This is a genomic window from Altererythrobacter sp. H2, from assembly GCF_035319885.1.
Taxonomy (GTDB): Bacteria; Pseudomonadota; Alphaproteobacteria; order Sphingomonadales; family Sphingomonadaceae; genus 34-65-8.
This window is the reverse complement of the sequence record NZ_CP141285.1, coordinates 1,050,251-1,074,732: the sequence shown is the minus strand read 5'-3', so window position 1 is coordinate 1,074,732 and position 24,482 is coordinate 1,050,251. Positions and strand designations below refer to the sequence as shown.

General features: G+C 66.3%; 28 protein-coding genes. 15 read left to right on the top strand and 13 right to left on the bottom strand.

The window, feature by feature from the left end:
• Nucleotides 1-35 precede the first annotated feature (35 nt).
• Nucleotides 36-575: a type 1 glutamine amidotransferase domain-containing protein gene (locus tag U4960_RS05405; protein WP_324262551.1), complete on the top strand. Its 540-nt coding sequence runs from the start codon at nt 36-38 to the stop codon at nt 573-575.
• Nucleotides 576-583: 8 nt separating this feature from the next.
• On the opposite strand, the gene U4960_RS05400 is transcribed toward U4960_RS05405, so the two are convergent.
• The 4 genes from U4960_RS05400 to U4960_RS05385 form a co-directional block, all read right to left on the bottom strand.
• Nucleotides 584-1,354, bottom strand: coding sequence for an ion transporter (locus tag U4960_RS05400; protein ID WP_324262550.1), 771 nt, complete (start codon nt 1,352-1,354; stop codon nt 584-586).
• Between the two features lie 126 nt (nt 1,355-1,480).
• Nucleotides 1,481-1,816, bottom strand: coding sequence for a 2Fe-2S iron-sulfur cluster-binding protein (locus U4960_RS05395; RefSeq protein WP_416379102.1), 336 nt, complete (start codon nt 1,814-1,816; stop codon nt 1,481-1,483).
• On the bottom strand, nt 1,813-2,889 hold the full coding sequence (locus tag U4960_RS05390) for a cysteine desulfurase family protein (RefSeq protein ID WP_324263064.1): 1,077 nt from the start codon (nt 2,887-2,889) through the stop codon (nt 1,813-1,815). The genes U4960_RS05395 and U4960_RS05390 overlap by 4 nt, the downstream gene beginning before the upstream one ends.
• Nucleotides 2,886-3,809: a cysteine desulfurase family protein gene (locus U4960_RS05385; RefSeq protein WP_416379111.1), complete on the bottom strand. Its 924-nt coding sequence runs from the start codon at nt 3,807-3,809 to the stop codon at nt 2,886-2,888. The genes U4960_RS05390 and U4960_RS05385 overlap by 4 nt, the downstream gene beginning before the upstream one ends.
• Nucleotides 3,810-3,994: 185 nt before the next feature.
• Between U4960_RS05385 and U4960_RS05380 the strand changes: the two genes are divergently transcribed.
• Both U4960_RS05380 and U4960_RS05375 read left to right on the top strand, forming a co-directional pair.
• Nucleotides 3,995-4,651: an alpha/beta hydrolase gene (locus U4960_RS05380; RefSeq protein WP_324262549.1), complete on the top strand. Its 657-nt coding sequence runs from the start codon at nt 3,995-3,997 to the stop codon at nt 4,649-4,651.
• Nucleotides 4,652-4,812: 161 nt separating this feature from the next.
• Nucleotides 4,813-5,487 carry an energy transducer TonB gene (locus tag U4960_RS05375; protein WP_324262548.1) on the top strand — a complete coding sequence of 225 codons (675 nt, stop codon included), beginning with the start codon at nt 4,813-4,815 and terminating at the stop codon, nt 5,485-5,487.
• Here the strand turns inward: U4960_RS05375 and U4960_RS05370 are convergent.
• Complete coding sequence (locus U4960_RS05370; RefSeq protein ID WP_324262547.1) at nt 5,484-5,681, bottom strand: hypothetical protein; 198 nt, start codon at nt 5,679-5,681, stop codon at nt 5,484-5,486. The genes U4960_RS05375 and U4960_RS05370 overlap by 4 nt on opposite strands.
• Before the next feature lie 107 nt (nt 5,682-5,788).
• Between U4960_RS05370 and U4960_RS05365 the strand changes: the two genes are divergently transcribed.
• Nucleotides 5,789-7,639, top strand: a complete 1,851-nt coding sequence (locus tag U4960_RS05365) for a DUF885 domain-containing protein (RefSeq protein ID WP_324262546.1) — start codon at nt 5,789-5,791, stop codon at nt 7,637-7,639.
• A 47-nt stretch (nt 7,640-7,686) separates the two neighbouring features.
• Here U4960_RS05365 and U4960_RS05360 read toward each other — a convergent pair whose 3' ends face one another.
• From U4960_RS05360 to U4960_RS05345, 4 genes are all read right to left on the bottom strand, one after another.
• A complete protein-coding gene (locus U4960_RS05360; protein ID WP_324262545.1) occupies nt 7,687-8,049 on the bottom strand; it encodes a hypothetical protein in 363 nt (120 codons plus the stop codon).
• A gap of 50 nt (nt 8,050-8,099) precedes the next feature.
• Nucleotides 8,100-11,444 carry an amidohydrolase family protein gene (locus U4960_RS05355; RefSeq protein ID WP_324262544.1) on the bottom strand — a complete coding sequence of 1,115 codons (3,345 nt, stop codon included), beginning with the start codon at nt 11,442-11,444 and terminating at the stop codon, nt 8,100-8,102.
• 178 nt (nt 11,445-11,622) lie between these two features.
• Nucleotides 11,623-13,233, bottom strand: a complete 1,611-nt coding sequence (locus U4960_RS05350; protein ID WP_324262543.1) for a phosphoenolpyruvate carboxykinase — start codon at nt 13,231-13,233, stop codon at nt 11,623-11,625.
• Nucleotides 13,230-13,430, bottom strand: a complete 201-nt coding sequence (locus U4960_RS05345; protein ID WP_324262542.1) for a hypothetical protein — start codon at nt 13,428-13,430, stop codon at nt 13,230-13,232. The genes U4960_RS05350 and U4960_RS05345 overlap by 4 nt, the downstream gene beginning before the upstream one ends.
• Nucleotides 13,431-13,436: 6 nt before the next feature.
• On the opposite strand from U4960_RS05345, the gene U4960_RS05340 reads away from it, so the two are divergent.
• The 8 genes from U4960_RS05340 to U4960_RS05305 are packed head-to-tail and all read left to right on the top strand — an operon-like array spanning nt 13,437 to nt 19,205.
• Nucleotides 13,437-14,183 (top strand): response regulator transcription factor, encoded by a 747-nt coding sequence (locus U4960_RS05340; protein ID WP_324262541.1) that lies wholly within the window; start codon nt 13,437-13,439, stop codon nt 14,181-14,183.
• On the top strand, nt 14,176-15,759 hold the full coding sequence (locus U4960_RS05335) for a sensor histidine kinase (RefSeq protein ID WP_324262540.1): 1,584 nt from the start codon (nt 14,176-14,178) through the stop codon (nt 15,757-15,759). The genes U4960_RS05340 and U4960_RS05335 overlap by 8 nt, the downstream gene beginning before the upstream one ends.
• A complete protein-coding gene (locus U4960_RS05330; protein WP_324262539.1) occupies nt 15,756-16,175 on the top strand; it encodes an HPr kinase/phosphorylase in 420 nt (139 codons plus the stop codon). Before U4960_RS05335 ends, U4960_RS05330 begins: the two co-directional genes overlap by 4 nt.
• 45 nt (nt 16,176-16,220) lie before the next feature.
• On the top strand, nt 16,221-17,183 hold the full coding sequence (gene rapZ / locus U4960_RS05325) for an RNase adapter RapZ (RefSeq protein WP_324262538.1): 963 nt from the start codon (nt 16,221-16,223) through the stop codon (nt 17,181-17,183).
• Between the two features lie 57 nt (nt 17,184-17,240).
• Nucleotides 17,241-17,654, top strand: a complete 414-nt coding sequence (locus U4960_RS05320) for a PTS sugar transporter subunit IIA (RefSeq protein WP_324262537.1) — start codon at nt 17,241-17,243, stop codon at nt 17,652-17,654.
• A gap of 8 nt (nt 17,655-17,662) precedes the next feature.
• Nucleotides 17,663-17,941 carry an HPr family phosphocarrier protein gene (locus U4960_RS05315; protein WP_324262536.1) on the top strand — a complete coding sequence of 93 codons (279 nt, stop codon included), beginning with the start codon at nt 17,663-17,665 and terminating at the stop codon, nt 17,939-17,941.
• A gap of 13 nt (nt 17,942-17,954) precedes the next feature.
• The gene (locus U4960_RS05310) at nt 17,955-18,767 is read left to right on the top strand and encodes a TrmH family RNA methyltransferase (protein WP_324262535.1); all 813 of its coding nucleotides are present in this window, start codon (nt 17,955-17,957) and stop codon (nt 18,765-18,767) included.
• Between the two features lie 45 nt (nt 18,768-18,812).
• Nucleotides 18,813-19,205 (top strand): META domain-containing protein, encoded by a 393-nt coding sequence (locus tag U4960_RS05305; RefSeq protein WP_324262534.1) that lies wholly within the window; start codon nt 18,813-18,815, stop codon nt 19,203-19,205.
• A gap of 18 nt (nt 19,206-19,223) precedes the next feature.
• Here the strand turns inward: U4960_RS05305 and U4960_RS05300 are convergent, their stop codons facing one another.
• Both U4960_RS05300 and U4960_RS05295 read right to left on the bottom strand, forming a co-directional pair.
• Nucleotides 19,224-20,573, bottom strand: coding sequence for a DNA recombination protein RmuC (locus tag U4960_RS05300; RefSeq protein ID WP_324262533.1), 1,350 nt, complete (start codon nt 20,571-20,573; stop codon nt 19,224-19,226).
• Between the two features lie 64 nt (nt 20,574-20,637).
• Nucleotides 20,638-21,036: a DUF1622 domain-containing protein gene (locus tag U4960_RS05295; protein WP_324262532.1), complete on the bottom strand. Its 399-nt coding sequence runs from the start codon at nt 21,034-21,036 to the stop codon at nt 20,638-20,640.
• Between the two features lie 117 nt (nt 21,037-21,153).
• Between U4960_RS05295 and U4960_RS05290 the strand changes: the two genes are divergently transcribed.
• Nucleotides 21,154-21,555, top strand: a complete 402-nt coding sequence (locus U4960_RS05290; RefSeq protein WP_324262531.1) for a four-helix bundle copper-binding protein — start codon at nt 21,154-21,156, stop codon at nt 21,553-21,555.
• Between the two features lie 2 nt (nt 21,556-21,557).
• Here the strand turns inward: U4960_RS05290 and def are convergent, their stop codons facing one another.
• Both def and recR read right to left on the bottom strand, forming a co-directional pair.
• The gene (gene def / locus U4960_RS05285) at nt 21,558-22,121 is read right to left on the bottom strand and encodes a peptide deformylase (protein ID WP_324262530.1); all 564 of its coding nucleotides are present in this window, start codon (nt 22,119-22,121) and stop codon (nt 21,558-21,560) included.
• 48 nt (nt 22,122-22,169) lie between these two features.
• Nucleotides 22,170-22,763, bottom strand: coding sequence for a recombination mediator RecR (recR, locus tag U4960_RS05280; protein WP_324262529.1), 594 nt, complete (start codon nt 22,761-22,763; stop codon nt 22,170-22,172).
• Nucleotides 22,764-22,815: 52 nt separating this feature from the next.
• On the opposite strand from recR, the gene fmt reads away from it, so the two are divergent.
• Together fmt and truA are read left to right on the top strand one after the other, a co-directional pair.
• A complete protein-coding gene (gene fmt, locus U4960_RS05275) occupies nt 22,816-23,721 on the top strand; it encodes a methionyl-tRNA formyltransferase (RefSeq protein ID WP_324262528.1) in 906 nt (301 codons plus the stop codon).
• Nucleotides 23,718-24,482 (top strand): tRNA pseudouridine(38-40) synthase TruA, encoded by a 765-nt coding sequence (truA, locus tag U4960_RS05270; RefSeq protein WP_324262527.1) that lies wholly within the window; start codon nt 23,718-23,720, stop codon nt 24,480-24,482. The genes fmt and truA overlap by 4 nt, the downstream gene beginning before the upstream one ends.

Genomic DNA, 24,482 nt, shown 5'->3' with positions numbered 1-24,482 from the left:
AAAACACCACAGTCACATTCATAAGGAGACCTCCTATGTCGCGCGTCCTGATCATGGCCACCAACGGGTTCGAGCAGTCGGAGCTGACCGGCCCGCGTGAGCGGCTCGAACAGGCCGGAATAGAAACCCGGGTGGCCAGCCCCGAAAGGGGCGAAATTCGCGGCTGGCAGGACAAGGATTGGGGCGAGGCCGTGACGGTCGACCTGTCGCTGGATAAAATCGATGTTGGCGACTATGACGCCCTGCTGCTGCCAGGCGGCCAGATGAATCCCGACATCCTGCGTATGGACGACCGGGCCATCGGGGTGGTCAATGACTTCGCCGAGGCTGATAAAATCATCGCCGCAATCTGCCATGCCCCTTGGCTGCTGGCCGAAGCCGGTTTGCTGGAAGGGAGGATCGTGACGAGCTGGCCCTCCATCCGCACCGATCTCATCAACGCCGGGGCCGACGTGGTGGACCGCGATGTGGTGGAAGACGGCAACCTGATCACCAGCCGTAAGCCCGACGACGTTCCAGCCTTCTCCGAGGCTCTGATCGCGCGGCTCAGGCTGGAGCAGAGCGAAGCCGCCTGACTATCCGGTCAGGCGCCGTGCCGCTCCTTCAAAGTGGCAACGTCCTGCCGCAGCAAACGCAGTTCGCGCAGGATTTCTTCACGCTCGCCGGTGGCTTCCTCGTCGCTTGCCTCGTGCATCGCCGTGACGATGATGGCGATGAACAGGTTGAGCACCACGAAGCTGGTGACCAGGATGAAGGGCACGAAGAACACCCAGGCATAAGGATGGACCTCCATCACCGGGCGGACGATCCCCATCGACCAGCTTTCCAGCGTCATGATCTGGAACAGCGAATAGAATGAGCGCGGAACCGAGCCGAACCATTCGGGGAAGCTCGGCCCGTAGAGCTTGGTGGCCATGACCGCGCCGACATAGAATATCAGCAGCAGCAGGACGATCACCGTTCCCATCGACGGGATGGCGCTGAGCAGCCCCGCCACCACCTGCCGCATCTTCGGCACCACGGAAATCAGGCGCAGGGCACGCAGGATACGCAGCGCCCGCAGGACCGATGCGCCTGCACCTGCCGGAACCAGCGCGGCGGCCACAATGACAAAGTCGAACAGGTTCCAGCCATTGGCAAAGAACCGCAGCCGGTAGGCATAGAGCTTGAGCCCGATTTCGGCGATGAACACGCCGATCGCCAGCCGGTCCGCGGCGCGCAGCAGCCCGCCATATTCGGCCATGATCGACGGCACCGTCTCCAGCCCGATCACGATCGCGTTGATCACGATAACCGCGATGATCGCCAGTTCGAACCTGCGCGATTCAAGCACTTGCTGCACCCACTGGCGCATTGCCCCATTCCTCCCAGAAGACCGATCCGGCCGCCCATCAAGTGAGGCTGGCGGTGCCCGTTTGCAAGGCAGGGTGCCAGGAATCCTGTCCGTTCCAGGCAGGGGGTAGCCGCTCGCGACGGGCAGCTAGAACCGGCTCATGTCGTTGCTTTCCGGCGGGATGCGCACGGCGAGGCCGTCCATCCCGTCCGCCAGCACGATCTGGCAGGAAAGGCGGCTGGTGCGGGCAATCCCGGCAGCCAGGTCGAGCATGTCCTCTTCCTCCTCGCTTGCAGGCGGCAGGCGGTCGAACCAGTCGGGATCGACGATCACGTGGCAGGTGGAGCAGGCCATCTGCCCTTCGCAGGTGCCCTCCAGCGGCATCCCGGCGGCCTGGGCGACCTCCAGCAGGGGAATACCCGCCGCGCCCTCGGCTTCGACCGTTTCGCCCTTGGCGGTGGTGAACACGATCCGCACGTTCATACTCCCTGTTCGCGCGCCGCCGCGTTGATCTGCGCGCCGGCCTGTTCGATCTGATCGATGGTGGTATAGCGCCCGAAGCCGAGCCGGATCGAGCTTTTTGCCTGCCGGTCCGTCAGCCCGATGGCCTTGAGGACATGGCTCGGCCGCCCGGACCCGCTGGCGCAGGCACTCCCGGCGCTGAACATCACGTTGCGGCAGTCAGACATCAGCCGGGCGACATCCAGCCCGTCTCTGCGGATATTGAGGTTGCCGTGCCAGCGGTGCTCGGCGCTGCCATTGAGCGTCCAGCCCGCGAACAGCTCGCGCGCGCGGGCCCAGAGTGCCTCGACATGGGCGGTGTCCTCTGCCCTTCGCTCAAACGCGATCTGTGCCGCCGCGCCGAACCCCGCGCACAGTGCGGGGCTGAGCGTGCCGGAACGCAGGCCCTGTTCCTGCCCGCCGCCATGGGTAATGGGCGACAGCTCAATCCCGTCCCGCACCCACAGCGCGCCGATCCCCTTGGGCCCGTGGAGCTTGTGCGCACTGACCGCGATCAGGTCCGCGCTCGCAGGCGGCAGCAACTTGCCCGCGCCCTGCACCGCATCGCACAGCAGCCAGGCCCCGTGGGCGCGGGTACGCCTAGCGATTGCCTCGACTGGCTGGATCGTCCCGATCTCGTTGTTGACCTGCATGACCGCAACCAATCGGGTGTCAGCGGCGATCGGCACGTCATGGTCGATCAGTCCATCTGGGCCGACCGGAAGATCGTGCCCATCGCCAAACCAGCGTATGCTGTCGCGCACGGCGGCATGCTCGATGGTCGAGCAGGCGACCGGGCCATAGCGGCCGCCACCAATGGCGAGGTTGATCGCCTCAGTCGCACCTGAGGTGAAGATCACCCGCCCGCCCGGCGGGAACAGGCCTGCGACCTGCTCGCGCGCCACCTCGACCGCTGCCGCCGCCATCCGCCCCATGCGGTGAGGCGAGTGCGGATTGCCGAAGTGATCGCTGTCCGGCCCGCCCAGCCAGCGCACCATCGCCTCGCGCGCTTCAGGCGCAAGCGGGGTGGTGGCCTGGTAATCGAGGTAGATCATGTCAACCTGTCCCACGCCTCCACAAACTGCTCCAAATCCTGAGGCGTGGTGGACCACCCCAGGCTCACCCGGATCGTGCGCGATGCCACATCATCGGGCACCCCGAAAGCATCGAGCACCCGGCTTTTCTTCAGCGTGCCGGAGGAACAGGCACTGCCCGCCGATACGGCAAAACCCATCGCATCGAGCCGGATCAGCAGCGCCTGCGCGCTCATGGAAGGATGCACTACCGCGAAAATATGGTCCGTCTGGTTGCCGAACCGGAGGAGGTGTCCGGCGATCTGCCCGGCAAACCCGGCGCGCTGCTCGGCGGTGGTTGCCCACGGCCCCGCCTCGAGCGCAGCCGCCATGCCCAGCGCGGCGGGCATGTTCTCGGTTCCCTGGCGATAGCCCCGCTCGTGCCCGCCCGTCGGCTCGAGCAAGGCGAAATCGCGCACCAGCAGGGCGCCAATACCCACCGGACCGCCAAACTTGTGGGCCGAGACGACCAGCAGGTCGGCCTCGGGCAGCGCAAGCTTGCCGGCAGATTGCGCGCAGTCGGACAGAACCAGCGCACCGGCCGGCCTGACGGCCTCGGCCATGTCGCCAACCGGGTTGATTACGCCCGTCTCGGAGTTGACGTGCTGCACAGCCAGGATCGAACCGGCGTCGAACGTCATGTCGTCAGAGAAAACCTCCGCGTCCGGCGCTGCCCGGAACACCGCATCATGCTCCACTGCGCTGACAATGCGGCGCTTTGCCTTGGCGCGGTTGAGCGCGATCCACAGCGCCTCGCTCGCGCCGCTGGTGAAGATCACCTCGCCTTTCCAACCCAGCGCCGCCTTCACCCTCTCACGCGCATCCTCCAGCGCGGCCTTGGCCCGGCGCCCCTCGGCGTGCGGGCTGCTCGGGTTGGCCCAGATACGGAACCCCTCCTCCATCGCCGCCCGCGCTTCAGGGCGCAGCGGGCTGGTGGCGGCATGGTCGAGGTAGATGCGGCGGGTGATGGTAGGGCCCCGGGGTTGTCGTGCGGTCAGCGTGATTGCGATTTTGCGAACGGGCACTATATAGCGCCGACTTCCGGCGCGTCACCCGCGTCGTTCCAGCGCTGACAGGTAACCCGCCCATGCCCTCCGTTATCTTTCCCGGCCCCGAAGGCCGCCTAGAAGGCCGTTACAACCCGCCCAGCCGCGCGCGTGCGCCGGTGGCGATGATCCTGCACCCGCACCCGCAGGGCGGCGGCACCATGAATGACCGGATCACGCAGCGGCTGTACAAGACCTTTTCCGACCGCGGCTTTGCCACCCTGCGGTTCAATTTCCGCGGTGTCGGGCGCAGCCAGGGCAGCTTCGACAACGGCGTGGGCGAACTGAGCGACGCTGCCAGCGCGCTCGACTGGGTCCAGTCGATCCATCCCGAGGCGCAGACCACCTGGGTTGCGGGCGTCAGCTTCGGCGCGCTGATCGGGATGCAACTGCTGATGCGCCGCCCGGAAATCCGCGGCTTCATCTCGGTTGCGGCGCCCGCCAACATGTACGACTTCAGCTTCCTTGCCCCTTGCCCCGCCAGCGGCATCTTCATCCAGGGCGCGGCTGACACGGTGGTGCAGCCCAACGCGGTGCAGAAGCTGGTCGACAAACTGCGCACGCAAAAGCACATCACCATCCATCACGAGGAAATCCCCCGCGCCAACCACTTCTTCGAGAACGAAATCGAAGAGCTGATGGGTTCGGTGGACAACTACCTCAACTTCCGGCTCGATCCGTCCTGCCCGATCAAGTGATGTGATTGCCCGCCCCGGGCAGCACACCCCCTTCACGCCGTCGCCTCCAGCCTGCCAGTGCGGGCCAGACCTGCGCGTCAGTAGCAAATCGGGACGCGATAGTTCTTGCGGATGATATGTAATGACATAACCTTGCTTGGGGGTAAGCAAGGAGAGGAAGCATGGCCTATACTGACAGCAAGAGACCCGCAGACCGCGCCGCATCGGTCGCCGGGGTGATCGCAGTCCACGCGGCGCTTGGATATGCACTGGTGATCGGGTTGCAGTTTACCGGGGTCATCCCCCCGCCTGAGCCGCGCCTGAAGGGCGAAACGGTGGTCGATCCGATTCCGCTCCCGCCGCCGCCCAAGCCGACACCCGATACCAAGACACCGACCGACAGCAAGGTCTACACACCCGACACGGTCATCACGATCAACACCAACGACAGCGCAATCGACGCAACCACCGTGCTGCCCCCGCCGGGCGACATCGTGGTCAAGCCGATACCCGGACCAACAATCATCCCCTCGCCCGGTCCGTCGATCACGCCGGCGGCCGAAGCGGTGGCGGCGAAGGCGCGCAACAACCCGCACGGCTGGATCACCGAGGCGGATTACAAGACCAGCTGGATCAACCGCGGCTATGCCGGGACTGCCGGGTTCAGGCTTGCCATCGGCGCCAGTGGCCGGGTGGAAGGCTGCCAGATCACCCGTTCGACCGGCCACACTGCGCTCGACGAGGCCACCTGTTCGCTGGTGACCAGGCGCGCCCGGTTCGAACCGGCGCGCAACGGAACGGGAGACAAGGTGCCGGGCAGCTATGCCAGCTCAGTGCTGTGGCAGATCCCGGATTAGTCCGGAATCTGGCTGATCGGGGCGGTGCCATCGGGTTGCGGCACCGTCCAGATGGCCACGTTGACCAACGCAATCACCGCCAGGATCGCCATCAGCACAGCCTGCTGCCGCGCGCCGCCCTTGCGCCACAGCCAAACCGCGCCCGCCAGCAAGGCGAAGGCGGCAAGAACGAGGATCGAAAGCACGATTTCCATGCCCCACCGGCTAGCCCGGAACAGGGCGCCAAGGGAAGAGGTTTCCCGCCACCCTTGCCTGCACCATACGGTTTGACAGCGCGGACCAGCCACTTAAGACATGGCGGATGAACGCTTTCACACCCCCCGTCCTCACTCGCCGCCAGACGCTGGCGGCGCTTGGTGCCACCACCGCCCTCACCCTGACCGGCTGCAAGACATATGCCGGCAGCGCGGCGTCATCAGCCCTTTCCGCACCGGACCAGTGGCTCGAACAGGTCGGCTACAACCTCCTCAAGCACGAGCCCGAACGCGCCACTGGACTGGGCGTCGATACTGGCCAGTATGCCGGACTGCGCGCGAAGCTGGAGGACCAGAGCGGCGCCGGGCAGCAGGCCTATGCCAGCACCTTGCGGCAGGATCTCGCCTCCACCCGCGCCTTCCCGCGCGAAGGCATGACCGCTGACCAGCTGACCAGCTTCGAAGTGGTCGAAAGCGCCTACGAAGTGGCGCTCGAAGGGTTCGCCCTGCCTTACGGCGATGTTGCGGTCGGCAGCTGGCGCAACGCGCCCTATGTCGTGATCCAGAACGTCGGCAGCTATCTCGACTATCCACGCTTCCTCGAATCGAGCCAGCCGCTGGCCGACGGGGCCGATGCCGAAGCCTGGCTGGAGCGCATCCGCGCCATCCCCCAGGCGCTGGAGGGCGAGCGGGAGCGGATGCAGGCGACCCGCGCGCTCGGCGTGGTGCCGCCCGACTTCCTGCTCGACCGGGCCATCAAGCAGATGGAAACGACGCTGGCCTCGGCCGGCAAGGGCGAACTTTATGCCGCCCCCTATCGCGCCGCCCTGGCCAAGGCGGGCCAGCCGGAACGCATGGCCGATATGGCACAGATGTACGAGACCGCCACGATCGCCGTCGCGCTCGAACGGCAGCTCGAAGAGCTGAAGGCCCAGCGCGCGGTCGCGACCAGCGCCCCCGGCATGCGTGAACGGCGGCATGGCGAGGAATGGTACGCCTGGGCCCTGCGCGCCAGCACCACCACCCGCCTGTCAGCTGACGATGTCCACCGGCAGGGGCTGGAGGAGCTGAAATCGCTCCAGGCCGAGATGGACCCGATCCTGCGCCGGATCGGCTACACCAGCGGCACGGTGGGCGAGCGGATGCAGGCGCTGGGGCAGGACCCGCGCTACAAGTTTGCCGAGGGCGACCCGGGCCGGGCCGAGATCATGGCCTTCATCAACGAGCGGATCGACTGGGTGCGCGCGCAGATGCCGCGGGCCTTCAACACCCTGGTCGATCCGAAGCTGGAAGTGCGCCGCCTGCCGCTGGCCGAGGAACCGGGCGCACCGGGTGCCTATGGCGGGGCGGGCAGCAAGGACGGAACCATTCCCGGCCGGATGTGGATCAACCTCCACACCACCGAACTGCACCGCAAGTATGACCTGGCGGACCTGACCTTCCACGAGACGATCCCCGGCCACGTGTGGGAAGGAGAATACTCCAACCGGCTACCGCTGATCCGCTCGATCCTCGCCTTCAACGCCTTCAGCGAAGGCTGGGCGCTCTACGCGCAGACGCTGGCGGACGAGCTTGGCGCTTACGAGGGCAGCGAAGTCGGGCGACTGGGCTATTTGCAGAGCCTCGCCTTCCGCGCCTGCCGGATGGTGGTCGACACGGGCCTCCACGCCAAGGGCTGGAGCCGCCAGCGCGCAGTCAATTTCTTCGTCGAGGAAAACGGCAACAAGCCGCAGGAAGTGGCGAGCGAGGTGGACCGCTATTGCAGCTGGCCGGGGCAGGCGACCGGTTACAAGCTGGGCCACAGCGAGATCCTGCGCCTGCGCGGACAGGCGCGGTCAACGCTCGGCCCGGCCTATGACTTCAAGGCGTTCAACGACGCGGTCATTCTCGGCGGCAACGCGCCGATGACGGTGCTGGCAAAGAACGTGGAGCGATATATTGCGGGCGCGCGGGGATGATCGGCAGCGAGCCTTCCGCCTGACGATCAGGCGGAAGGCAGCGCCACTTATTTCTTTCCGAACAGGCCCTTGGCCATGTCCATCACATCGTTGATCGGGTTGCCGTCGCCATCGCGGTCGAGCATTCCGAGAATGCCGGCAGCCTGAGGGTTGTCCTTCAGCATCGAGCTGAAGTGGGTCAGTGAACCTTCGCCGCCGATCTGTTCGACAATCTGGCTCAATATGCCCGTGTCCAGCCCGGTCTTGGCCGCCGCCAATTCCACTGTATCGCCCTGCATCTGGTGCGACTGGCCGAGCGCGGCAATCGCCTTTTCCGCCATGGCCGGATCGATGCCGATCTTGTGCGCGAGGTTGCGGACATCATCGGGCGAACCGTTGATGTTCTTCAATATCGAATCGAACAGACTCATGGAATGCGACCTCCTGTCAGCGGGTTGGGCACGCAGTGTAGCGCGTCCGCTCACTCCCACCAATAGGGCTGACGTGTGGCCGTGCCGGTTTCGACCTCGTTCAGCGTTCTGGCGTCGTACAGCCGCCCGCCGATCATCACCCGCTCGATGTCGTCGCTGTTGGCAATATCGGCCGACGGATCGGCCGAGAGCACCACCAGATCCGCCAGCTTGCCCGGCTCGATACTGCCTACGTCACGATCCATGCCGAGCGAGCGGGCGGACTCGATCGTGCCGGCGCGCAGTGCCTCGACCGGGGTCATCCCCCCCCGCACGAAGCTCCACAGTTCCCAGTGGGCCGCGATCCCGGCCTGCTGGCCATGCGCCCCGATCGAGACCTTGACCCCGCGATCAGCCAGCTTCTTCGCCTCGCGCGCGGCGTTGTCATCAACGAAGGCCCAGTCCGGCGCCTTGGTCCGTCGCCCGGTTTCCGCCAGCAGCTGGCGCGGCGGGGTGTGGACCAGCAGCGGATGGGCGAACACGTCCTGTGCCTGCCGCCAGTAGGGATCGCCGGCGAGGCCGCCATAGGTCACCACCAGGGTGGGGGTGTAGTTGGTTTTCGACTGGCCGAAGAACTGGAGCACGTCCTCGTACATCACGTCGACCGGCACGTTGTGCTCGATCGTCGAATTGCCGTCGGCGACGAGGTTCATGTCCATCCCGAACAGCGAGCCGCCTTCGGCCACCACCAGCATGTTTTCCGCTCGCGCAGCCGCCACCACCTGCTGGCGCTGCTCGCGCCGCGGCTGGTTGTAGTTCTTGACCGAAATGCCGCCCTGCGCCTTGATCCGGCGAACGTGGGCCAGAGCATCCTCGTAACTGTCGATCCGGGCATAGACCCCGGGCGACTTGGCCCCGTAGATGATTTCCCCGGTCGAGAAGATGCGCGGGGCAAGCAGGGTCCCGGCCCGCTGCCGCTCAGCGGCGGCAAAGATCGCGCTGGCCTGCGAGGATGGATCGTGGATCGTCGTCACGCCCATGGCGAGGTTCTGCATCGCCGCCCAGTTCTGCTGCGGCACCAGATCACCCACGCCCTGCGGCCCATGGGCATGGGCATCGACCAGACCGGGCATGATCGTCTTGCCGCTCATGTCGATGACCTTGGTTCCGGGGTCCAGTTTCAGTCGGACAGTCGTTGCATCGTGGACACCGGCAATCCGGTCGCCCTCGATCACGATCAGGCCGTTCTCGATCACCCCTGCCCCGTCGCCGGCCATGGTGAGGACCCGCGCGCCGGTGAGCACCACGGTTTCGCCCGGCCTCGCAGCCCGCTGCCTGACAGAGAGCGAGATACCCGATTCGGGCGGGGTGAAACCGGACGTTTCGTCCTCACCCCTGGGCGCAGCGCGGAACAGCTGGCTGACCGATGCTGTGCGCAGCTCTGGCCCGATCGACCAGTGCAGGGTGCGCCCGCCATCGGCCCAGCCAATGTAGTCCGCCCCGCCCTTGCTGGCGCGGACCACCGGCATGGCGCTGGACGTTTCATCAACCCCGACCGCCTGCCCGCCCGGCAGCAGCGGCATGGCAAACACTTCATAGTTCTGGCGGAAAGCCAGGTGCCGCCCGTCAGGCGCGACGCGGAAGTCGTTGGCCAGTTCGCCCTCGGCATGGACCCGGCGCGCTTCGCCGTTCATGTCGCTGGAGAGCAGCTGCAGCTTGCCATCCGACCGTCCGAGCATGAACAGCCGGTCATTGTCGGCCGCGAACTGCGGATCGGAGTTGCCGCGCGCAACCAGCATCGGGGTGCCGCCGTTCACCGCAACGCGGTAGATACCGGTGTTCTCGGACTGCTCGGGCGACGTCAGATATCCGCCGGAGCGCTTCTCAAAGGCCAGTGTGCGCCCGTCCGGCGAGAACTGCGGCACCGCGTAATGGCCCGGCTGCGGCGTCACCACGCGCGGATTGCGACCCTGCGCATCTGCCACCACGATCTGCCCGAGACCGGCGTCGGTCCAACGGACCCAGGCCAGGCTGCGCCCGTCGCGCGACCAGGCGGGCCAAAGTTCCAGCGCCTCACCTTCACCGGTCAGCCGGCGCGGCGCGCCCCCGGCGGCATCCTTGACCCACAACTTGCCGAGCGTTTCGAACACCACCCGGCGGCCATCGGGCGAAAGGGCGGCGAACTTGGGCACCCTGGTTTCAATCACATCGGGCGCGACCGCAATCACCGGGTGCGGCCCGTCAATCACCCCGCGGGTGTCGTCGATCCGGAACGGGATCACCGCCGCGCCGCTGCCGTCCGCGTTGACCCGGCGCAGCTTGCCCCCGGCCCAGAACACGATCGTCCGGCTGTCGGGCGTCCAGTCCATGTTGGGATAGACCCCGGTGACGGCCCAGGTTTCCTGCATGTCGAGGTCGAGCGCGCCGTAGATCATCCGCTCTGCCCCGCTGGCGAGGTCCTTGACCCACAGCTGCGACTGGTCCTTGTCGCGCCGCACGAAGCTGAGCAGCTTCCCATCGGGCGAGGGATTGGGCCGCACCGCGCCGCCGAAGCCGGACACGGCGGTGGTCACCTCGCCGGTCTTCAGGTCATAGCGTTCGATCTCGAACACGCTTTGCTGGCTGTCCTGCGCATATTCGAAGATCGGCCCGGAACTGACGTTGCGGGTGTAATAGACCGCGCTGCCATCGGGGGCGAAGGTGGGCTCGCCCAGTTCTTTCTGCAGCGCCCCGCTCGCCCGCTTGACCAGCTGGACGCCTGCCCCGCCGGAGACGTGGTAGAGCCAGACCTCGCCCGTGCCAAGCGAACGCTGGGTGGTGAAGTGCTTCTTGGCGGCCAGTGTCTGGCCGTCGGGGTTCCAGCTCGGCTGGTTGATCAGGCGGAAGCTTTCCTTCGTCACCTGCCGCTTGTCGCTGCCGTCGGCATTCATGACCCAGATGTTGTCGCCACCGCCCCGGTCAGAGGTGAAGGCGATGCGGCGGCCATCGGGGGAGAAACGCGGGTGCACTTCCCACGCCAGGCCATCGGCCACGCGGGTCGGCGTGCCGCCAGTGACCGGCATGGTGTAGATATCCCCCAGCAGGCTGAAGGCCAGCGTGTTGCCATCGGGCGAAAGATCAACATCCATCCAGGTGCCTTCATCGGTGCGGATCGGCACCTGGCGCACCACCCCGTCGCCGGGCGCAGAGACATCCCACTTGGCATCTTCCGCCTTTGCCGGAGCGGCAGGAACCGCTGCAACCGAGGCCGCTTCTCCAGACCCTTCCGCCGGCTGGGCGACCGGATCCGGGGCCGAGGCTTTGACTTCCTTTTCCTCGACCGGATTGGGCGAAGGCGGTGCATCCTGGGCCAGCGCGGCAGGCGCGGCAATCAGGATGGCAAGGACGGATGCGACCGAGGCGGCGCTGCGGATCATGGATGTCTCCCCTTTTGTTATGATCGGGTTCTAGGCGGCGCCCGTCGCTGCGTCCAATACGCTGGTCGATAATCTGGTTCCCGCTCCCCACGAAAAAGGCCCCGCCCGGTCTTGCGCCGGGTGGGGCCTCTCCTCTCCAACTCGTGGCTGGCGCCAGTGACTGCGGGGTCAGGCGGGCTCAGGCAGCCTGGGGCGCAGCCTGACGCACACCTTCGTCGACATGGCCTTCGAACTGCGTGAAGTTGTCGATGAACAGCTGCACCAGCTTCTGCGCCATGCGGTCGTATTCATCCTTGTCAGCCCAGGTCGCGCGCGGGTCGAGCAGGGTCTGGTCGATTCCGGCCTCGGCCAGCGCGGGCACGTGGACCGGCACTTCGAACCCGAAGTTGGGATCCTTGCGGAACTCGACATCGTCGATCTTGCCGTCGAGCACGGCATTGAGCAGACCGCGGGTCGCCTTGATCGGCATCCGCTGCCCCACGCCGTACTTGCCGCCGGTCCAGCCGGTATTGAACAGCCAGCACTGCACACTGCCCTTGGCGATCCGTTCCTTGAGCAGGTTGCCGTAAACGCTCGGATGACGCGGCATGAACGCGGCACCAAAGCAGGTGCTGAACGTCGCTTCCGGCTCCGTCACACCGATTTCGGTACCGGCCACCTTGGCGGTGTAACCGCTGAGGAAGTAATACATCGCCTGATCGGGGGTAAGCCGCGCGATCGGGGGCAGCACGCCGAAGGCATCGGCGGTCAGCATGATCACATTGGCCGGCGCCGGGCCGAGGTTCTTCTCCGACGTGTTGGGAATGTACTCGATCGGATAGGCGCCGCGGGTGTTCTCGGTCTTGCTGCCATCGGTGAAATCGAGTTCACGCGTGGCCGGATCGATCGTCACGTTTTCCAGGATCGTGCCGAACATCCGGGTGGTGGCGTAAATCTCCGGCTCGCCTTCGGCCGAGAGATTGATCATCTTGGCGTAGCAACCGCCTTCGAAGTTGAACACGGCCTGGTCCGACCAGCCATGTTCGTCATCGCCGATCAGGGTGCGGCTGGCGTCAGCCGAAAGGGTGGTCTTGCCGGTGCCCGACAGGCCGAAGAAGATCGCGCTCTTGCCGTCCGCGCCGATGTTGGCCGAACAATGCATCGGCATCACGCCCTGCGCGGGCAGCAGGTAGTTGAGCAGGCCGAACACGCCCTTCTTCATCTCGCCCGAATATTCGGTATTCCCGATCAGAATCAGCTTCTCGGTGAAATTGACGACAATCACCGTGTCGCTGCGGCAGCCGTGACGTTCCGGGTCGGCCTTGAAGCTGGGCAGGTTGATGATGGTGTATTCGGGTGTGAAGACCGCCAGTTCTTCCGCCGTGGGGCGCACCAGCAGGGTGCGGATGAACAGGTTGTGCCAGGCCATTTCATTGATGACGCGCACGTTGACCCGGTATTCCGGCTGGCTGCCGCCAAACAAGTCGGCCACGTAGAGTTCGCCCTGATCCTTCACCGCCGCGAGGAAATCGGCCTTGAGAGCATTCCAGTGCTCCTGCCCCATCGGCTGGTTGATCGGGCCCCAGTTGATGGTTTCCTCCGTCGTCGCATCGCGGACGATGTACTTGTCCTTTACGCTGCGGCCGGTAAACTTGCCCGTGTCGACCAGCAGCGCGCCGTGCTTGGTCAGTTGTCCCTCACCCTTTTTCAGCGCGTGCTCGACCAGCTCTGCGGTGCCGAAATTGGGGTGGATAATGGCCCGGGTCTCAAAACCCTGGGCGGCGAGCGAGGTGGACAGGGGGGTGCTCATATCATCTCCTGGGCAGGCAGGGTTTTCAGAAATCCGCCGGGGAGCGGACGAGTCGCCTGCATACGAATGCACTGGATTTCACCGGCGCCCATAATCACAGCCTGCGCCGACGTCAAACCATGCGATTCCCGCTGGCCGGATAGTTGCGATGCGGCGCGTTCGATGCGTTGCCCAAATGCGCCGAAACGACTAGTCACGATGCCATGGCAGAGAGCGAACCCCGGCCCGGCAGGCGCGAGCGCGTGATTGCCCTTGTCGATGACGATCGCAACATCCTCACCACCGTGTCCATCGCGCTGCAGGCCGAAGGCTACACCACGCGCATCTACACCGATGGCGAATCCGCCCTGAAGGCCCTGCTCGACAAGCCGCCGGACCTGGGCGTGTTCGACATCAAGATGCCGCGCATGGACGGGATGGAGCTGCTGCGCCAGCTGCGCCGCCAGTCGGACCTGCCGGTGATCTTCCTGACCAGCAAGGATGACGAGCAGGACGAGGAAGCCGGGCTGGAGCTGGGGGCGGACGACTATATCGCCAAGCCGTTCAGCCTGCGCCTGCTGCTGGCCCGCATCCGGGCAATCCTGCGCCGCAGCGGCGGCAGCGACGGCGAGGACGACAGCTCTGGCGAAGCACAGCTGGAGCCCGGCCCGGTGGTGGAGCGCGGCCGCCTGATGATGGATCCGGCCCGCCACCTGGTTACCTGGGACGGCAAGATCGTCTCGTTGACGGTGACCGAATTCCTGCTGCTGGAAGCGCTCGCCTCCCGCCCCGGAGTGATCAAGAGCCGCAACCAGCTGATGGATGCGGCCTATCCTGACGACGTGTTCGTGGACGATCGCACGGTCGACAGCCACATCAAGCGGATGCGCCGCAAGTTCCGCAGCGTCGATCCGCAGTTCGGGGCGATCGATACGCTTTACGGTGCAGGCTACAGCTTCAACGATGCCTGACACCACTCCGCTGCGTGACAGCTTCGACCAGCAACTCAAGCGGTTCCGCTGGTCGAGCCGCCTGTCGATCACACCGCGCATCCTGGCAGTGAACATCCTGCCGCTCGCGCTGCTCGGTGGCGGGGTGTTCTATCTTGACGGCTATCGCAAACAGTTGCTGGCCGAACGCTACAAGATGGCTCGGATCGAGGTGCAGATCACGGCCGAGGCCCTGGCCGGGGCGAGCCGCCAGCGGCAGGAAGCCCTGATGGTCCAGATCGGCAAGGAACAGCGCATGAGACTGCGCATGTTCGATGCCGAAGGGCGGCTCTGGGCTGACAGTTTTGCATTGGCCGAACCGGCTTTTACCTTCGACGATCCGAGTGACGATCCGCTGTCACAGGACATGTCGCGAATGCTGGACCGGGTGTTTGACCGGATCGTCGGGGCACCGCCTATTCCGGATTATATCGAACCGGCAGTGGCGAACGCCGATGCCTGGCCAGAACTCAAGCGCGCGCGCGAAGCCGGGCTTTCCCAGATCCAGCTGCGCGATGCGCCGGACGGATCGCCTGTCATCAATGCGGCAGCGCCAGTCGGCCTCAACGGAGCGACCCTGCTGACCACCCGCAATGCGCTCGACATCACGCTGGCCGTGCGCGAGGCACGGACCACTCTGGTGATCGCGGTGCTGATGGCGCTGGTGGGATCGATTCTGCTGTCGCTCTACATGGCGCGCACCATCGTCCAGCCGCTGCGAACTCTCGCCAGCGCCGCGATCCGCGTGCGCCAGGGGCGCGATCGCGGAGTCGAAGTGCCCCGCCTGCCTGAACGACGCGACGAAATCGGCGTGCTGGCCCGCGCCGTTTCCGACATGACCAATACCTTGCGCCAGCGGATCGACGCGGTTGACCATTTCGCCGCCGACGTGGCGCATGAAATCAAGAACCCGCTCGCGTCCCTGCGCAGCGCGCTCGAATCGCTGCCCAAGGTGAGCGATCCGGAACTCCGTGCGCAGCTGACGGCCATCGCCGCACATGACGTGCGCCGGATCGACCGCCTGGTCAGCGAAATTTCCGAAGCCAGCCGGATTGATGCCGAGCTGTCACGCGCCACATTCGAGCCGATCGATCTGGCCGAACTGGTCCGTGCCATCGTCGGCGCGCGCGAGAACCGGGCCGAGAACGACGGACGCGCCATCGCGCTCGACCTGCCCCGCACCGGAGCACCGGTTTCCGGCGTGCCGATCCGCCTCGAACGCGTGGTCGAGAACCTGCTCGACAATGCCGTGTCGTTCTCTCCTCCGGAAGGGACCATTACGGTGCGCGTGCAGCGCAGCGGGAAAACGGTTGAACTGAGCGTGTGCGACGAAGGCCCCGGCATCCCCGAGGAGGCCCGCGAGAAGGTATTCCGCCGGTTCCATTCCGAACGTCCCGATGCGGAGGATTTCGGCAACCATTCGGGGCTCGGCCTCGCCATTGCCCGCACCATTGCCGAAGCGCATGACGGTTCGCTGGTGGCGCTGGGGCGGGACAACGGCGAGCCGGGGGCCTGCCTGCTGCTCACCCTGCCGCAGCGCACCATCGACCGGGTATGACCGGGCCTGTCCTGCATCAGGCGACCTGCGTCGCCGTCGGTGCACGCGCGCTGATGCTGGAAGGGCCGCCCGGCAGCGGCAAGACCACGCTCGCCCTCAAGCTGATCGACCGGGGGGCAATCCTGATCGGTGATGACGGGGTGGCCCTGTCGCTGCAGGGCGAGCAAGTCCTCGCCTCCCCTCCAGCCCCGATCAAGGGCCTGATCGAAGTGCGCAACGTCGGACTGGTGGCGATGCCGACCACGGCAGCACCACTTGCCCTGGTGCTGCGGCTGGCGCGCGACGCGCCGCGCTTTGTCGAGCAGTCAGAGCAGGGGCTGGTGCTGGGCCGCAAGGTGCCCCGCCTGTGGTTCGATCCCTCGATCCCCGCCGCGGCCATTCGGGCCGAACTGGCGCTGGAACGGTACGGCCTGTGATAGCGCCTTTCCAAGCACCACGAACCCGCGCAGATACGGCGTGCCATGCCCAGTGATTCGCCCGCCCCTGCCCCGATTCAGCGCCAGCACATCCTGCTCGTCACCGGCTTGTCAGGCGCCGGCAAGACGACTGCCTTGCGCGTGCTGGAGGATCTGGGCTGGGAGGCGATCGACAATTTTCCTATCCGCCTGCTGGTGCGCCTGATCGGGCCGCCCTCAGCGGCAGCCCAGACTTCCACCCCGCCCTCTCTGGCACAGGACAGTCAGCGCACCCCGCTCGCCATCGGTTTCGACAGCCGCACGCGCGGGTTCGATCCGGTTGACGTGATCGAGCGGGTCAAGGGGTTGAGCCAGCGCGAAGACCTGGTCATCACCACCCTGTTCCTGGACTGCAACAGCGCCGAGCTCGAACGGCGCTACAACGAGACGCGGCGGCGCCACCCGATGGCGGCCGAGCGCCCGGTGCGGACCGGCATTCAGGCAGAGCGGGAGCTGCTCGAACCCCTGCGGCGCTGGGCTGACGCAGTACTCGACACCTCTGCTTTCACCAGCAACGACCTGCAACAGGCCGTCCGCGCCCAGTTCGCCCGGACTGCTCCGCAGGACATGGCAGTGATCGTCTCCAGCTTCGGTTTCGCGCGCGGGACCCCGCCGTTGGCAGACCTGGTGTTCGACATGCGCTTTCTCGACAACCCGCACTGGGTGCCGGAACTGCGCGAACAGACCGGGCTCGATCCGGCAGTGGGCGAACACATCCGGCAGGATCCGGCATATGACACGGTATTCGGCCAGATCCGCACGCTTCTGGCCACCCTGTTGCCGCGCTACCGCGCGCAGGGAAAGGCCTATGTCAACATCGCCTTCGGCTGTACTGGCGGGCGCCACCGGTCGGTCTTCACCGCCGAGCGCATGGCTCAGGCCTTGCGCGAAGACGGATTTTCCCCCACCGTGTTGCACCGCAATCTGGGGTCGCGTGCCGCTGACGAGATCGAAGGCCCGAAGGGCTGACCGGTGGCGGACATGCGAGACACCCCTGACCGAGAGAATCCGGATACCGTAACGCCCATGATCGGACTCATTCTGGTAACCCACGGCCGGCTGGCCGAGGAATTCGTTCACGCGATGGAGCACGTGGTCGGCCGGCAGGAGGCGATTGCCACCGTCTGCATCGGACCGGACGACGACGCCGAGAAGCGCCGGGCGGAAATTGCCGGGGCGATCCGCAAGGTCGACAGTGGCAAGGGCGTGGTCATCCTGACCGATCTGTTTGGCGGCACCCCGTCCAACCTCGCCATTTCGCTGCTCGATTCGGGCCGGGTGGAAGTCATCGCCGGGGTCAACCTGCCGATGCTGATCCGGCTGGCCGGCGTGCGCAAGGATCATGACGTGGTCACCGCCGTCGCCGCCGCGCGCGAAGCCGGGCAAAGCTACATCACCGTCGCTTCCGAGCTGCTCGGCCAGCGCGCCAAGGCATCGTAGGGGTACGTGTGGCGGAACATCGGCGGGAACTGACCATCGTCAACAGCCGCGGCCTGCACGCGCGCGCCAGCGCCAAGTTCGTCAACGCCGCCAGCCAGTTGCCGGACGGGGTCTGCGTCACTGTCACCAAGGGCGCGAACAGTGCTGCAGGGGGTTCGATCCTCGGCCTGATGATGCTCGGCGCGGCCAGGGGCGATACGATCGAGCTGGTCGTGACCGGCGATGCCGACGGCGCTGTGATCGAGCGGCTGAGCGCGCTGGTGGCCGACGGCTTCGGCGAAGAATAGGCAGCCCAGACCAATGCCCGATCCCGGCCGGAGGCTGATCACCGGCTTCTCCAATCCGACCGTCAAGGCGCTGCGGGCCCTGCGCGAGAAGAAGCACCGCAAGGCGGCGGGCACGTTCCTCGCCGAAGGTCTGCGCCTGCTGACCGACGCCCTGGAATGCGGGCACGTTCCGCAAGTGCTGGTCCTCGCATCCGGCCGCGATCCCCACCCCCTGATCGACCGGCTGGAACACGCTGTGTTTGCTGCCGGCGGCGAAGTGATCGAAACCAGCGCGGACATCCTCGGCAAGATCACCGGCAAGGACAACCCGCAGGCCGTGGCGGGTGTCTATGATGAATTCGACACCTCGCTCGCTGCGCTTGACCGCGCTGCCGCGCCGATCTGGCTCGTGGCGCAGGCGCTGCGCGATCCGGGCAACCTGGGCACCATGCTGCGGACCGGGGACGCAGTCGGGGCCGGCGGGCTGATCCTGATCGACGACTGCGCCGATCCGTTCAGCGTCGAAGCCGTGCGGGCGAGCATGGGCGCCGTGTTCACGCAGCATATCGCGCAGGCACGATGGGAGGAGTTCCTTCCCTGGCTGCGCGGCGGAGAGGGGCAGCTCGTGGCCGCGTCCTTGCGCGATGCCGTCCCCTATCGCGGTGCGCCTTATGCTGCGCCGTGCTTCATCCTGGTCGGCAACGAATCGCGCGGCCTGCCCGAACAGTACGAGGCGGCCTGCGACCTGCGGGTGACCATGCCGATGCGCGGCCGGGCGGACAGCCTCAACGCCGCCGTGGCCGGTGCCGTGCTGGCCTACGAGGTGCTGGACTCGCTCGAAGGCTGAGGCGCGTTCATTGCGCGATCAGGCGGGCGGGCCTAGCCTTGCGCCATGATCCGACTCGCTACCCTCGCCGCCCTGCCCCTGCTCGCCGCCTGTGCCAGCACCGGCTATGCCGAAACGCCGCAACTGGCCGGGACCGAATGGCGCTTTGTTGCCATTGACGGGCAAGCCCCGGCATCGGACCGGGCGCGCATGGCGTTCACCGCCGAGCGAATCAGCGCCACCGCAGGCTGCAACGGCATGGGCGGCACCTGGACAATCGAAGGCGATCGGCTAATGGGCGGCCCCTACGCCTCGACCATGATGTTCTGCGACGGGCTGATGGAGCAGGAGCGCGCCATTGGCGCCCTGCTGGCGGAAAAGCCGGTGTTAACCGTTGCGGGTGACCGACTGACGCTGAGCTCAGACAGCCACAAGGCCGAACTGGTGCGGGCTGACTGACACCCGGATGCGTCGGGTTCAGGCGGCAGGCGGCGGCAGGGCCACGCCTTCCTCCTCCTCGGATACGTCCGCTGCGCCATAGCGCGGTGCGCCTTCGATCAGCGGCACGTCCTCGATCTCACGCTTGCCGATTTCGATGCCCTTTTCCGCCAGCCGCCGGCCGGAGGTGAGCACGTTGCGCTCAAACGAGCCGACAAACTTGTTGTAGTTGTTGACCGCCGTTTCGAGCCCGCCACCGACGCGCTTCAGGTGCTCGGCCGCAACCGCCAGCCGGTCATACAGCTCGGCCCCGGCCTTGCCGATCTCGATCGCCTCTCGGGCAATGGTGTCTTGCCGCCACACCTGCGCCACGGTGCGGGCAATCGCCACCAGGTTGGTCGGCGTTGCCAGCAGCACCTTGTTGCGAAAGGCGAAGTCCCACAGCTCCGGATCGGCTTCCAGGGCGGCGGCGACGAAATGCTCCCCCGGCACGAACATAACGACATAGTCCGGTGCCTCGTCGAACTGGCTCTGGTAGCTCTTGGCGCCGAGCGTCTGGACATGGCCCTTCATCGCCTTGGCATGGACCTCCAACAGGCGCTTGCGCTCGCCTTCATCGTCCGCCTCGAATGCCGCCTGATAGGCGTTGAGCGAAACCTTGGCGTCTATCACCAGCATCTTCTGCCCCGGCACCCGCACGATCGCATCGGGGCGCAGCCGCCCTTCATCGGTATCGAGCGAATGTTCGAGGAAGAAATCGGTGTGTTCGGACAGGCCGCACTGCTCCAGCACGTTCTGCAATGCCCGCTCGCCCCAGCGCCCGCGCGCCTTGGGCGCATTGGTGAGCGAATTGCCGAGCCGCTGTGCCTCGCGCCGGATCTGTTCTTGCCCGGCGCGCATCTGCTCGATCACCCCGGCCAGCTGGCCGAAGGCATCGACCCGCTTTTCCTCCAGCGCCTTGACCTGGTCCTCGTAGCTTTTCAGCCGGTCGCCCACCGGGGCGAGCAGCGCCTTGAGCTTTTCCTCGCTGGCCTTTTCCGAATGGCCGAGCCGCTCTTCGGCGCGCTTCATGAATTCTTCCTGCGCTTTGGCCAGCACCTCGCCGCCGGTTGCGCGGAACTGCATCAGCAGCTCCTCCCGCGCCTGCCGCATCGCCTCGATCTGCTTGTCAAAGTTCGCGGCATTGGCGCGCAAGGTGGCCACTTCGATCCGGGCATCGCCCAATTCCGCCACCGCCTGCTTGAAGCGCGCTTCCGCGTCTGACACTTGCCCCTCCGCGTCTCCGAGGCGTTCCCTCAGGTCCGCGATGGGCCGCGAAGCAGCGAGCCAGCCCACGCCAAGCCCGACCACCAGGAAAAGGACAGCGACAACAACAATGACAGGTTCCATGACGGGAACATAGCTGGAACGGGCGCCGTCGCCAAGACAGGAACCAGTTTATTCACCTGCCGCCTCAGGGCCCGCCCTCTTTGGTGCTCGGGGTCTGCTTCTGCCACGGCCAGCGCCCGTCGATCTCCACCTCCAGGCTGAAGCTGAGGAAAGTGCGGATCAGCACGATCACTGCAAGTACCAGAACGCTGTCGATGGTCGGGTCGACCGCGAGGGTGCGGATGATGTCGGCTGCGACCAGCAGCTCAAGGCCCACCAGGATGGACCGTCCCAAGGCGCGGCGGAAGATCGCGACCGGATCGTCGGCCTTCTCGCGTTGTCCGTACGTCTGAAGCCTGACCATGCCCATCGCGAACAACACAACGGCGACCAGCGAGCCGGCGACAATCACCCCGATGCCGGCCACCTCGAACACCTGCGCGGCCGACCGAGCGAGAAGTCCGATGGTATCGTCCCCGATCATGTCAGACGAACGGCCGCCTCCGGCTCACGGTTCCCCGCAAGAAACGACCGCAGCAGGGCAACTGCGGAACATATCTCCAGGCTGCCCGTCTATTCGTTATCCAAGGAGAAAAAACTCATGTCGATCGTCAGCATCATCGCCGCCCATCCTGACCTGCGCGAAGGGATCGGGGGGCCGCCAAACGAAGCACTTGCCCAGGCCGCTGCGATTACGAGCTATTGCTCGGTAGTCTGCACATCCTGTGCGGACGCCTGCGCCGCCGAAGAGATGGACATGCAGCAATGCATCCGCACCTGCAGTGACTGCGCCGATATCTGCGCCGCCACGTCACGCGTTGCGGCTCGCCGCACCGGCGCCAACGAGGAGGTCCTGCGCTCGATGCTGAACACCTGCATCCAGGCTTGCGAGCTCTGCGCTGCCGAATGCGAACAGCATGACAACGACCATTGCCGGATCTGTGCCGAAGCCTGCCGTGATTGCGCCGCGCGGTGCCGCGAGGCGCTCCAAATGGTCGGCTGAGCCTAGGCCGCCCGCAGCTTCTGCAGCTTCTTGAGCGCCATCTGCCGCTTCAGGCGGCTCAGGTGGTCAATGAACAGGATGCCTTCGAGGTGGTCCATCTCGTGCTGGATGCAGGTCGCCATCAGGCCCTCCATCCGCTCCTCGTGGTGCTTGCCGTCGAGATCCTGGTAGCGCACGGTGCAGGTCGCCGGACGATCAACGTCGGCGTAGATTTCGGGGACCGAGAGGCAGCCTTCCTGATAGGTCGCGAGGTCTTCTGCCGGATCGACAATCACCGGATTGACGAAGACGCGCGGTTCCTTCTTCGTCGGCTGGTGATGGTGGTGGTGACCATCGTGGTTGCACGGTTCGGGCTCGGCATCCGGGTCTTCCGGCTGCAGGTCGATCACTAGCAGGCGCTTGGGCACGCCGACCTGAATCGCCGCGAGGCCGATACCGGGCGCATCGTACATCGTCTCGAACATGTCCTCGACGAGGGTGCGCAGTTCGTCATCGAACTCGGTGACGGGTTCGGACACGACCTTGAGCCGGGGATCCGGCACTTCGAGGATTTCACGGATAGCCATCGCCGCCACATAGTGCGGGTATGGCGCGGCTTCAACTGCCTGCGTCGATCAAACCGGCCGCCGTGCGCGCAGCGCCTGCGCCAGCGTGCCTTCGTCAAGGTAATCGAGCTCTCCGCCGACGGGCAGGCCGTGGGCCAGCTGGGTCACCCGCACCGGAAAGGCCTCCAGCCGCTCGGCGAGGTAATGGGCAGTGGTCTGCCCTTCGAGCGTGGCGTTCATCGCCAGCACGACCTCGTCGATGCCGCCTTCTTCCACGCGCGCCAGCAGGCCGGTGATGTTGAGATCCTCCGGGCGGACACCCTCCAGCGCGGAGAGCCGCCCACCCAGCACGTGGTAGCGCCCGGTGAACAGCCGCGCCCGGTCCAGCGCCCACAGGTCAGACACTTCCTCCACCACGCACAGGCTGCGCGGATCGCGGCGCGGGTCAGCGCAGATGCCGCAGGGGCTGTGGGTATCGACATTGCCGCATTGCGGGCACTCGGAGAGGTTCTCGCGCACCCCGGCCAGCGCCTCGACCAGTTCGGGCAGCGCCCGTTCGCGGTGCTTGACCAGCCACAGCACCGCCCGCCGCGCACTGCGCGGGCCAAGGCCGGGAAGCCGCGCCAGTGCAGAAGCCAGCCGCTCGATCTCTTGCGATGCCATGAAGCGGCAGATAGGGGCAGCAACTACCGAACGAAAGGCTGCCCCGCCCCTTATGCGTATCATTTTCATGGGAACGCCTGACTTCGCGGTGCCGACGCTGCGGGCACTGCACGAAGCAGGGCACGAACTGGTGGCAGTCTACAGCCAGCCGCCAGCGCCTGCCGGGCGCGGCAAGAAGCTGCAACCCTCGCCCGTGCACCGGGCGGCGGAAGCTCTGGGCGTCCCGGTCCTGACACCCAAATCGCTGCGCAAGCCCGAACAGCAGGCCGAATTCGCCGCGCTTGGCGCCGACGTGGCGGTGGTCGCCGCCTACGGTCTGATCCTGCCGCAGGCGGTGCTCGACGCGCCGAAGCACGGCTGCCTCAACGTCCACGCCTCGCTCCTGCCGCGCTGGCGCGGGGCGGCACCGATCCACCGCGCGGTGATGGCGGGCGATGAGCAAACCGGCGTCACCATCATGCAGATGGAAGCGGGGCTCGACACCGGGCCGATGCTGGCCAGGGCCGCCACCCCGATCGAGGACAAGACGACCGGCGAACTGACTGCGGAACTGGCCGAACTGGGAGCGCACCTGATGGTGGAAGTACTGGCCGGGCTCGACCAGCTGGCGCCCCAGGTCCAGCCTGCGGAGGGCGTCACCTACGCTGCCAAGATCGACAAGGCCGAGGCGCGGATCGACTGGCAGCGCCCCGCCACCGACGTGGTTCGCCATATCCACGGTCTCGCCCCTTTTCCCGGTGCCTGGTGCGAAATCGGCGGCGAGCGGGTGAAGCTGCTGAAGGCCGGCGTGGCCCAGGGGAACGAGAAGCCCGGCACCGTGATTGACGGCAAGCTCACCATCGCCTGCGGCAATGGAGCGATCCGGCCGATCAGGCTCCAGCGGGCCGGCAAACCGGCGATGGAGGCGGACGAATTGCTGCGCGGATGGCCGATTGCGGCGGGGGCAGTGCTCGATTGACCCGCTTTGCCCTCACCCTCGAATTTGACGGCACGCCGTTCATGGGCCTCCAGCGCCAGGCCCACGGTCCAAGCGTGCAGCAGGCGGTCGAGCAGGCGGTGCATGCCGTCACGGGAGAAGCCGCGGCACTCCATTCCGCCGGGCGGACCGACGCCGGGGTCCACGCGCTTGCCATGGTTTCGCATGTCGATATCGCCAGGCCAATCGAACCATTCCGGCTGATGGAAGCGCTGAATTACCACCTGCGTCCAAACCCGATCGCGGTGCTGGCCTGCGCGGTGAAGCCCGATGACTGGCACGCCCGTTTTTCCTGCACCGGCCGCGCTTACGAATACCGCATCATCAACCGCCGCGCGCCGCTGACGCTGGAGGCGAACCGCGCCTGGCAGGTGCAGCAACCGCTTGACGCTGGCGCGATGCACCGCGCGGCGCAGGCGCTCGTCGGGCAGCACGACTTCACCACGTTCCGCTCGGTCCATTGCCAGTCGGCCAGCGCGCTCAAGACGCTCGACCGGCTGGATGTGCGGCGGGAGGGCAGCCATGTCATCATCGAGGCCGCCGCCCGCAGCTTCCTCCACCATCAGGTGCGCAGCATGGTCGGTTGCCTCACGCTCGTCGGCATGGGCCGCTGGCGCGAGGAACAGGTGGCCGAGGTGCTCGCCGCCCGTGACCGGCAGCAGCTGGGCCTGAACGCCCCGCCGCAAGGGCTGTACTTCGTCAGGGCCGATTATCCGGACGAAGCTGACGCCACGTCACCCTAG

Bases quoted from the DNA above. Each gene is read 5' to 3' on its own strand.
- U4960_RS05340 (WP_324262541.1), top strand. From the start codon at position 13,437: ATGGCAGAGAGCGAACCCCGGCCCGGCAGGCGCGAGCGCGTGATTGCC.
- U4960_RS05400 (WP_324262550.1), bottom strand. From the start codon at position 1,354: ATGCGCCAGTGGGTGCAGCAAGTGCTTGAATCGCGCAGGTTCGAACTG.
- U4960_RS05320 (WP_324262537.1), top strand. From the start codon at position 17,241: ATGATCGGACTCATTCTGGTAACCCACGGCCGGCTGGCCGAGGAATTC.
- rapZ (WP_324262538.1), top strand. From the start codon at position 16,221: ATGCCCAGTGATTCGCCCGCCCCTGCCCCGATTCAGCGCCAGCACATC.
- U4960_RS05365 (WP_324262546.1), top strand. From the start codon at position 5,789: ATGAACGCTTTCACACCCCCCGTCCTCACTCGCCGCCAGACGCTGGCG.
- U4960_RS05295 (WP_324262532.1), bottom strand. From the start codon at position 21,036: ATGATCGGGGACGATACCATCGGACTTCTCGCTCGGTCGGCCGCGCAG.
- U4960_RS05395 (WP_416379102.1), bottom strand. From the start codon at position 1,816: ATGAACGTGCGGATCGTGTTCACCACCGCCAAGGGCGAAACGGTCGAA.
- U4960_RS05355 (WP_324262544.1), bottom strand. From the start codon at position 11,444: ATGATCCGCAGCGCCGCCTCGGTCGCATCCGTCCTTGCCATCCTGATT.
- U4960_RS05300 (WP_324262533.1), bottom strand. From the start codon at position 20,573: ATGGAACCTGTCATTGTTGTTGTCGCTGTCCTTTTCCTGGTGGTCGGG.
- U4960_RS05330 (WP_324262539.1), top strand. From the start codon at position 15,756: ATGACCGGGCCTGTCCTGCATCAGGCGACCTGCGTCGCCGTCGGTGCA.
- U4960_RS05305 (WP_324262534.1), top strand. From the start codon at position 18,813: ATGATCCGACTCGCTACCCTCGCCGCCCTGCCCCTGCTCGCCGCCTGT.
- U4960_RS05375 (WP_324262548.1), top strand. From the start codon at position 4,813: ATGGCCTATACTGACAGCAAGAGACCCGCAGACCGCGCCGCATCGGTC.
- U4960_RS05380 (WP_324262549.1), top strand. From the start codon at position 3,995: ATGCCCTCCGTTATCTTTCCCGGCCCCGAAGGCCGCCTAGAAGGCCGT.
- U4960_RS05390 (WP_324263064.1), bottom strand. From the start codon at position 2,889: ATGATCTACCTCGATTACCAGGCCACCACCCCGCTTGCGCCTGAAGCG.
- def (WP_324262530.1), bottom strand. From the start codon at position 22,121: ATGGCTATCCGTGAAATCCTCGAAGTGCCGGATCCCCGGCTCAAGGTC.
- U4960_RS05370 (WP_324262547.1), bottom strand. From the start codon at position 5,681: ATGGAAATCGTGCTTTCGATCCTCGTTCTTGCCGCCTTCGCCTTGCTG.
- U4960_RS05290 (WP_324262531.1), top strand. From the start codon at position 21,154: ATGTCGATCGTCAGCATCATCGCCGCCCATCCTGACCTGCGCGAAGGG.
- U4960_RS05385 (WP_416379111.1), bottom strand. From the start codon at position 3,809: ATGGAGGAGGGGTTCCGTATCTGGGCCAACCCGAGCAGCCCGCACGCC.
- U4960_RS05360 (WP_324262545.1), bottom strand. From the start codon at position 8,049: ATGAGTCTGTTCGATTCGATATTGAAGAACATCAACGGTTCGCCCGAT.
- U4960_RS05405 (WP_324262551.1), top strand. From the start codon at position 36: ATGTCGCGCGTCCTGATCATGGCCACCAACGGGTTCGAGCAGTCGGAG.
- U4960_RS05310 (WP_324262535.1), top strand. From the start codon at position 17,955: ATGCCCGATCCCGGCCGGAGGCTGATCACCGGCTTCTCCAATCCGACC.
- U4960_RS05350 (WP_324262543.1), bottom strand. From the start codon at position 13,233: ATGAGCACCCCCCTGTCCACCTCGCTCGCCGCCCAGGGTTTTGAGACC.
- recR (WP_324262529.1), bottom strand. From the start codon at position 22,763: ATGGCATCGCAAGAGATCGAGCGGCTGGCTTCTGCACTGGCGCGGCTT.
- U4960_RS05335 (WP_324262540.1), top strand. From the start codon at position 14,176: ATGCCTGACACCACTCCGCTGCGTGACAGCTTCGACCAGCAACTCAAG.
- fmt (WP_324262528.1), top strand. From the start codon at position 22,816: ATGCGTATCATTTTCATGGGAACGCCTGACTTCGCGGTGCCGACGCTG.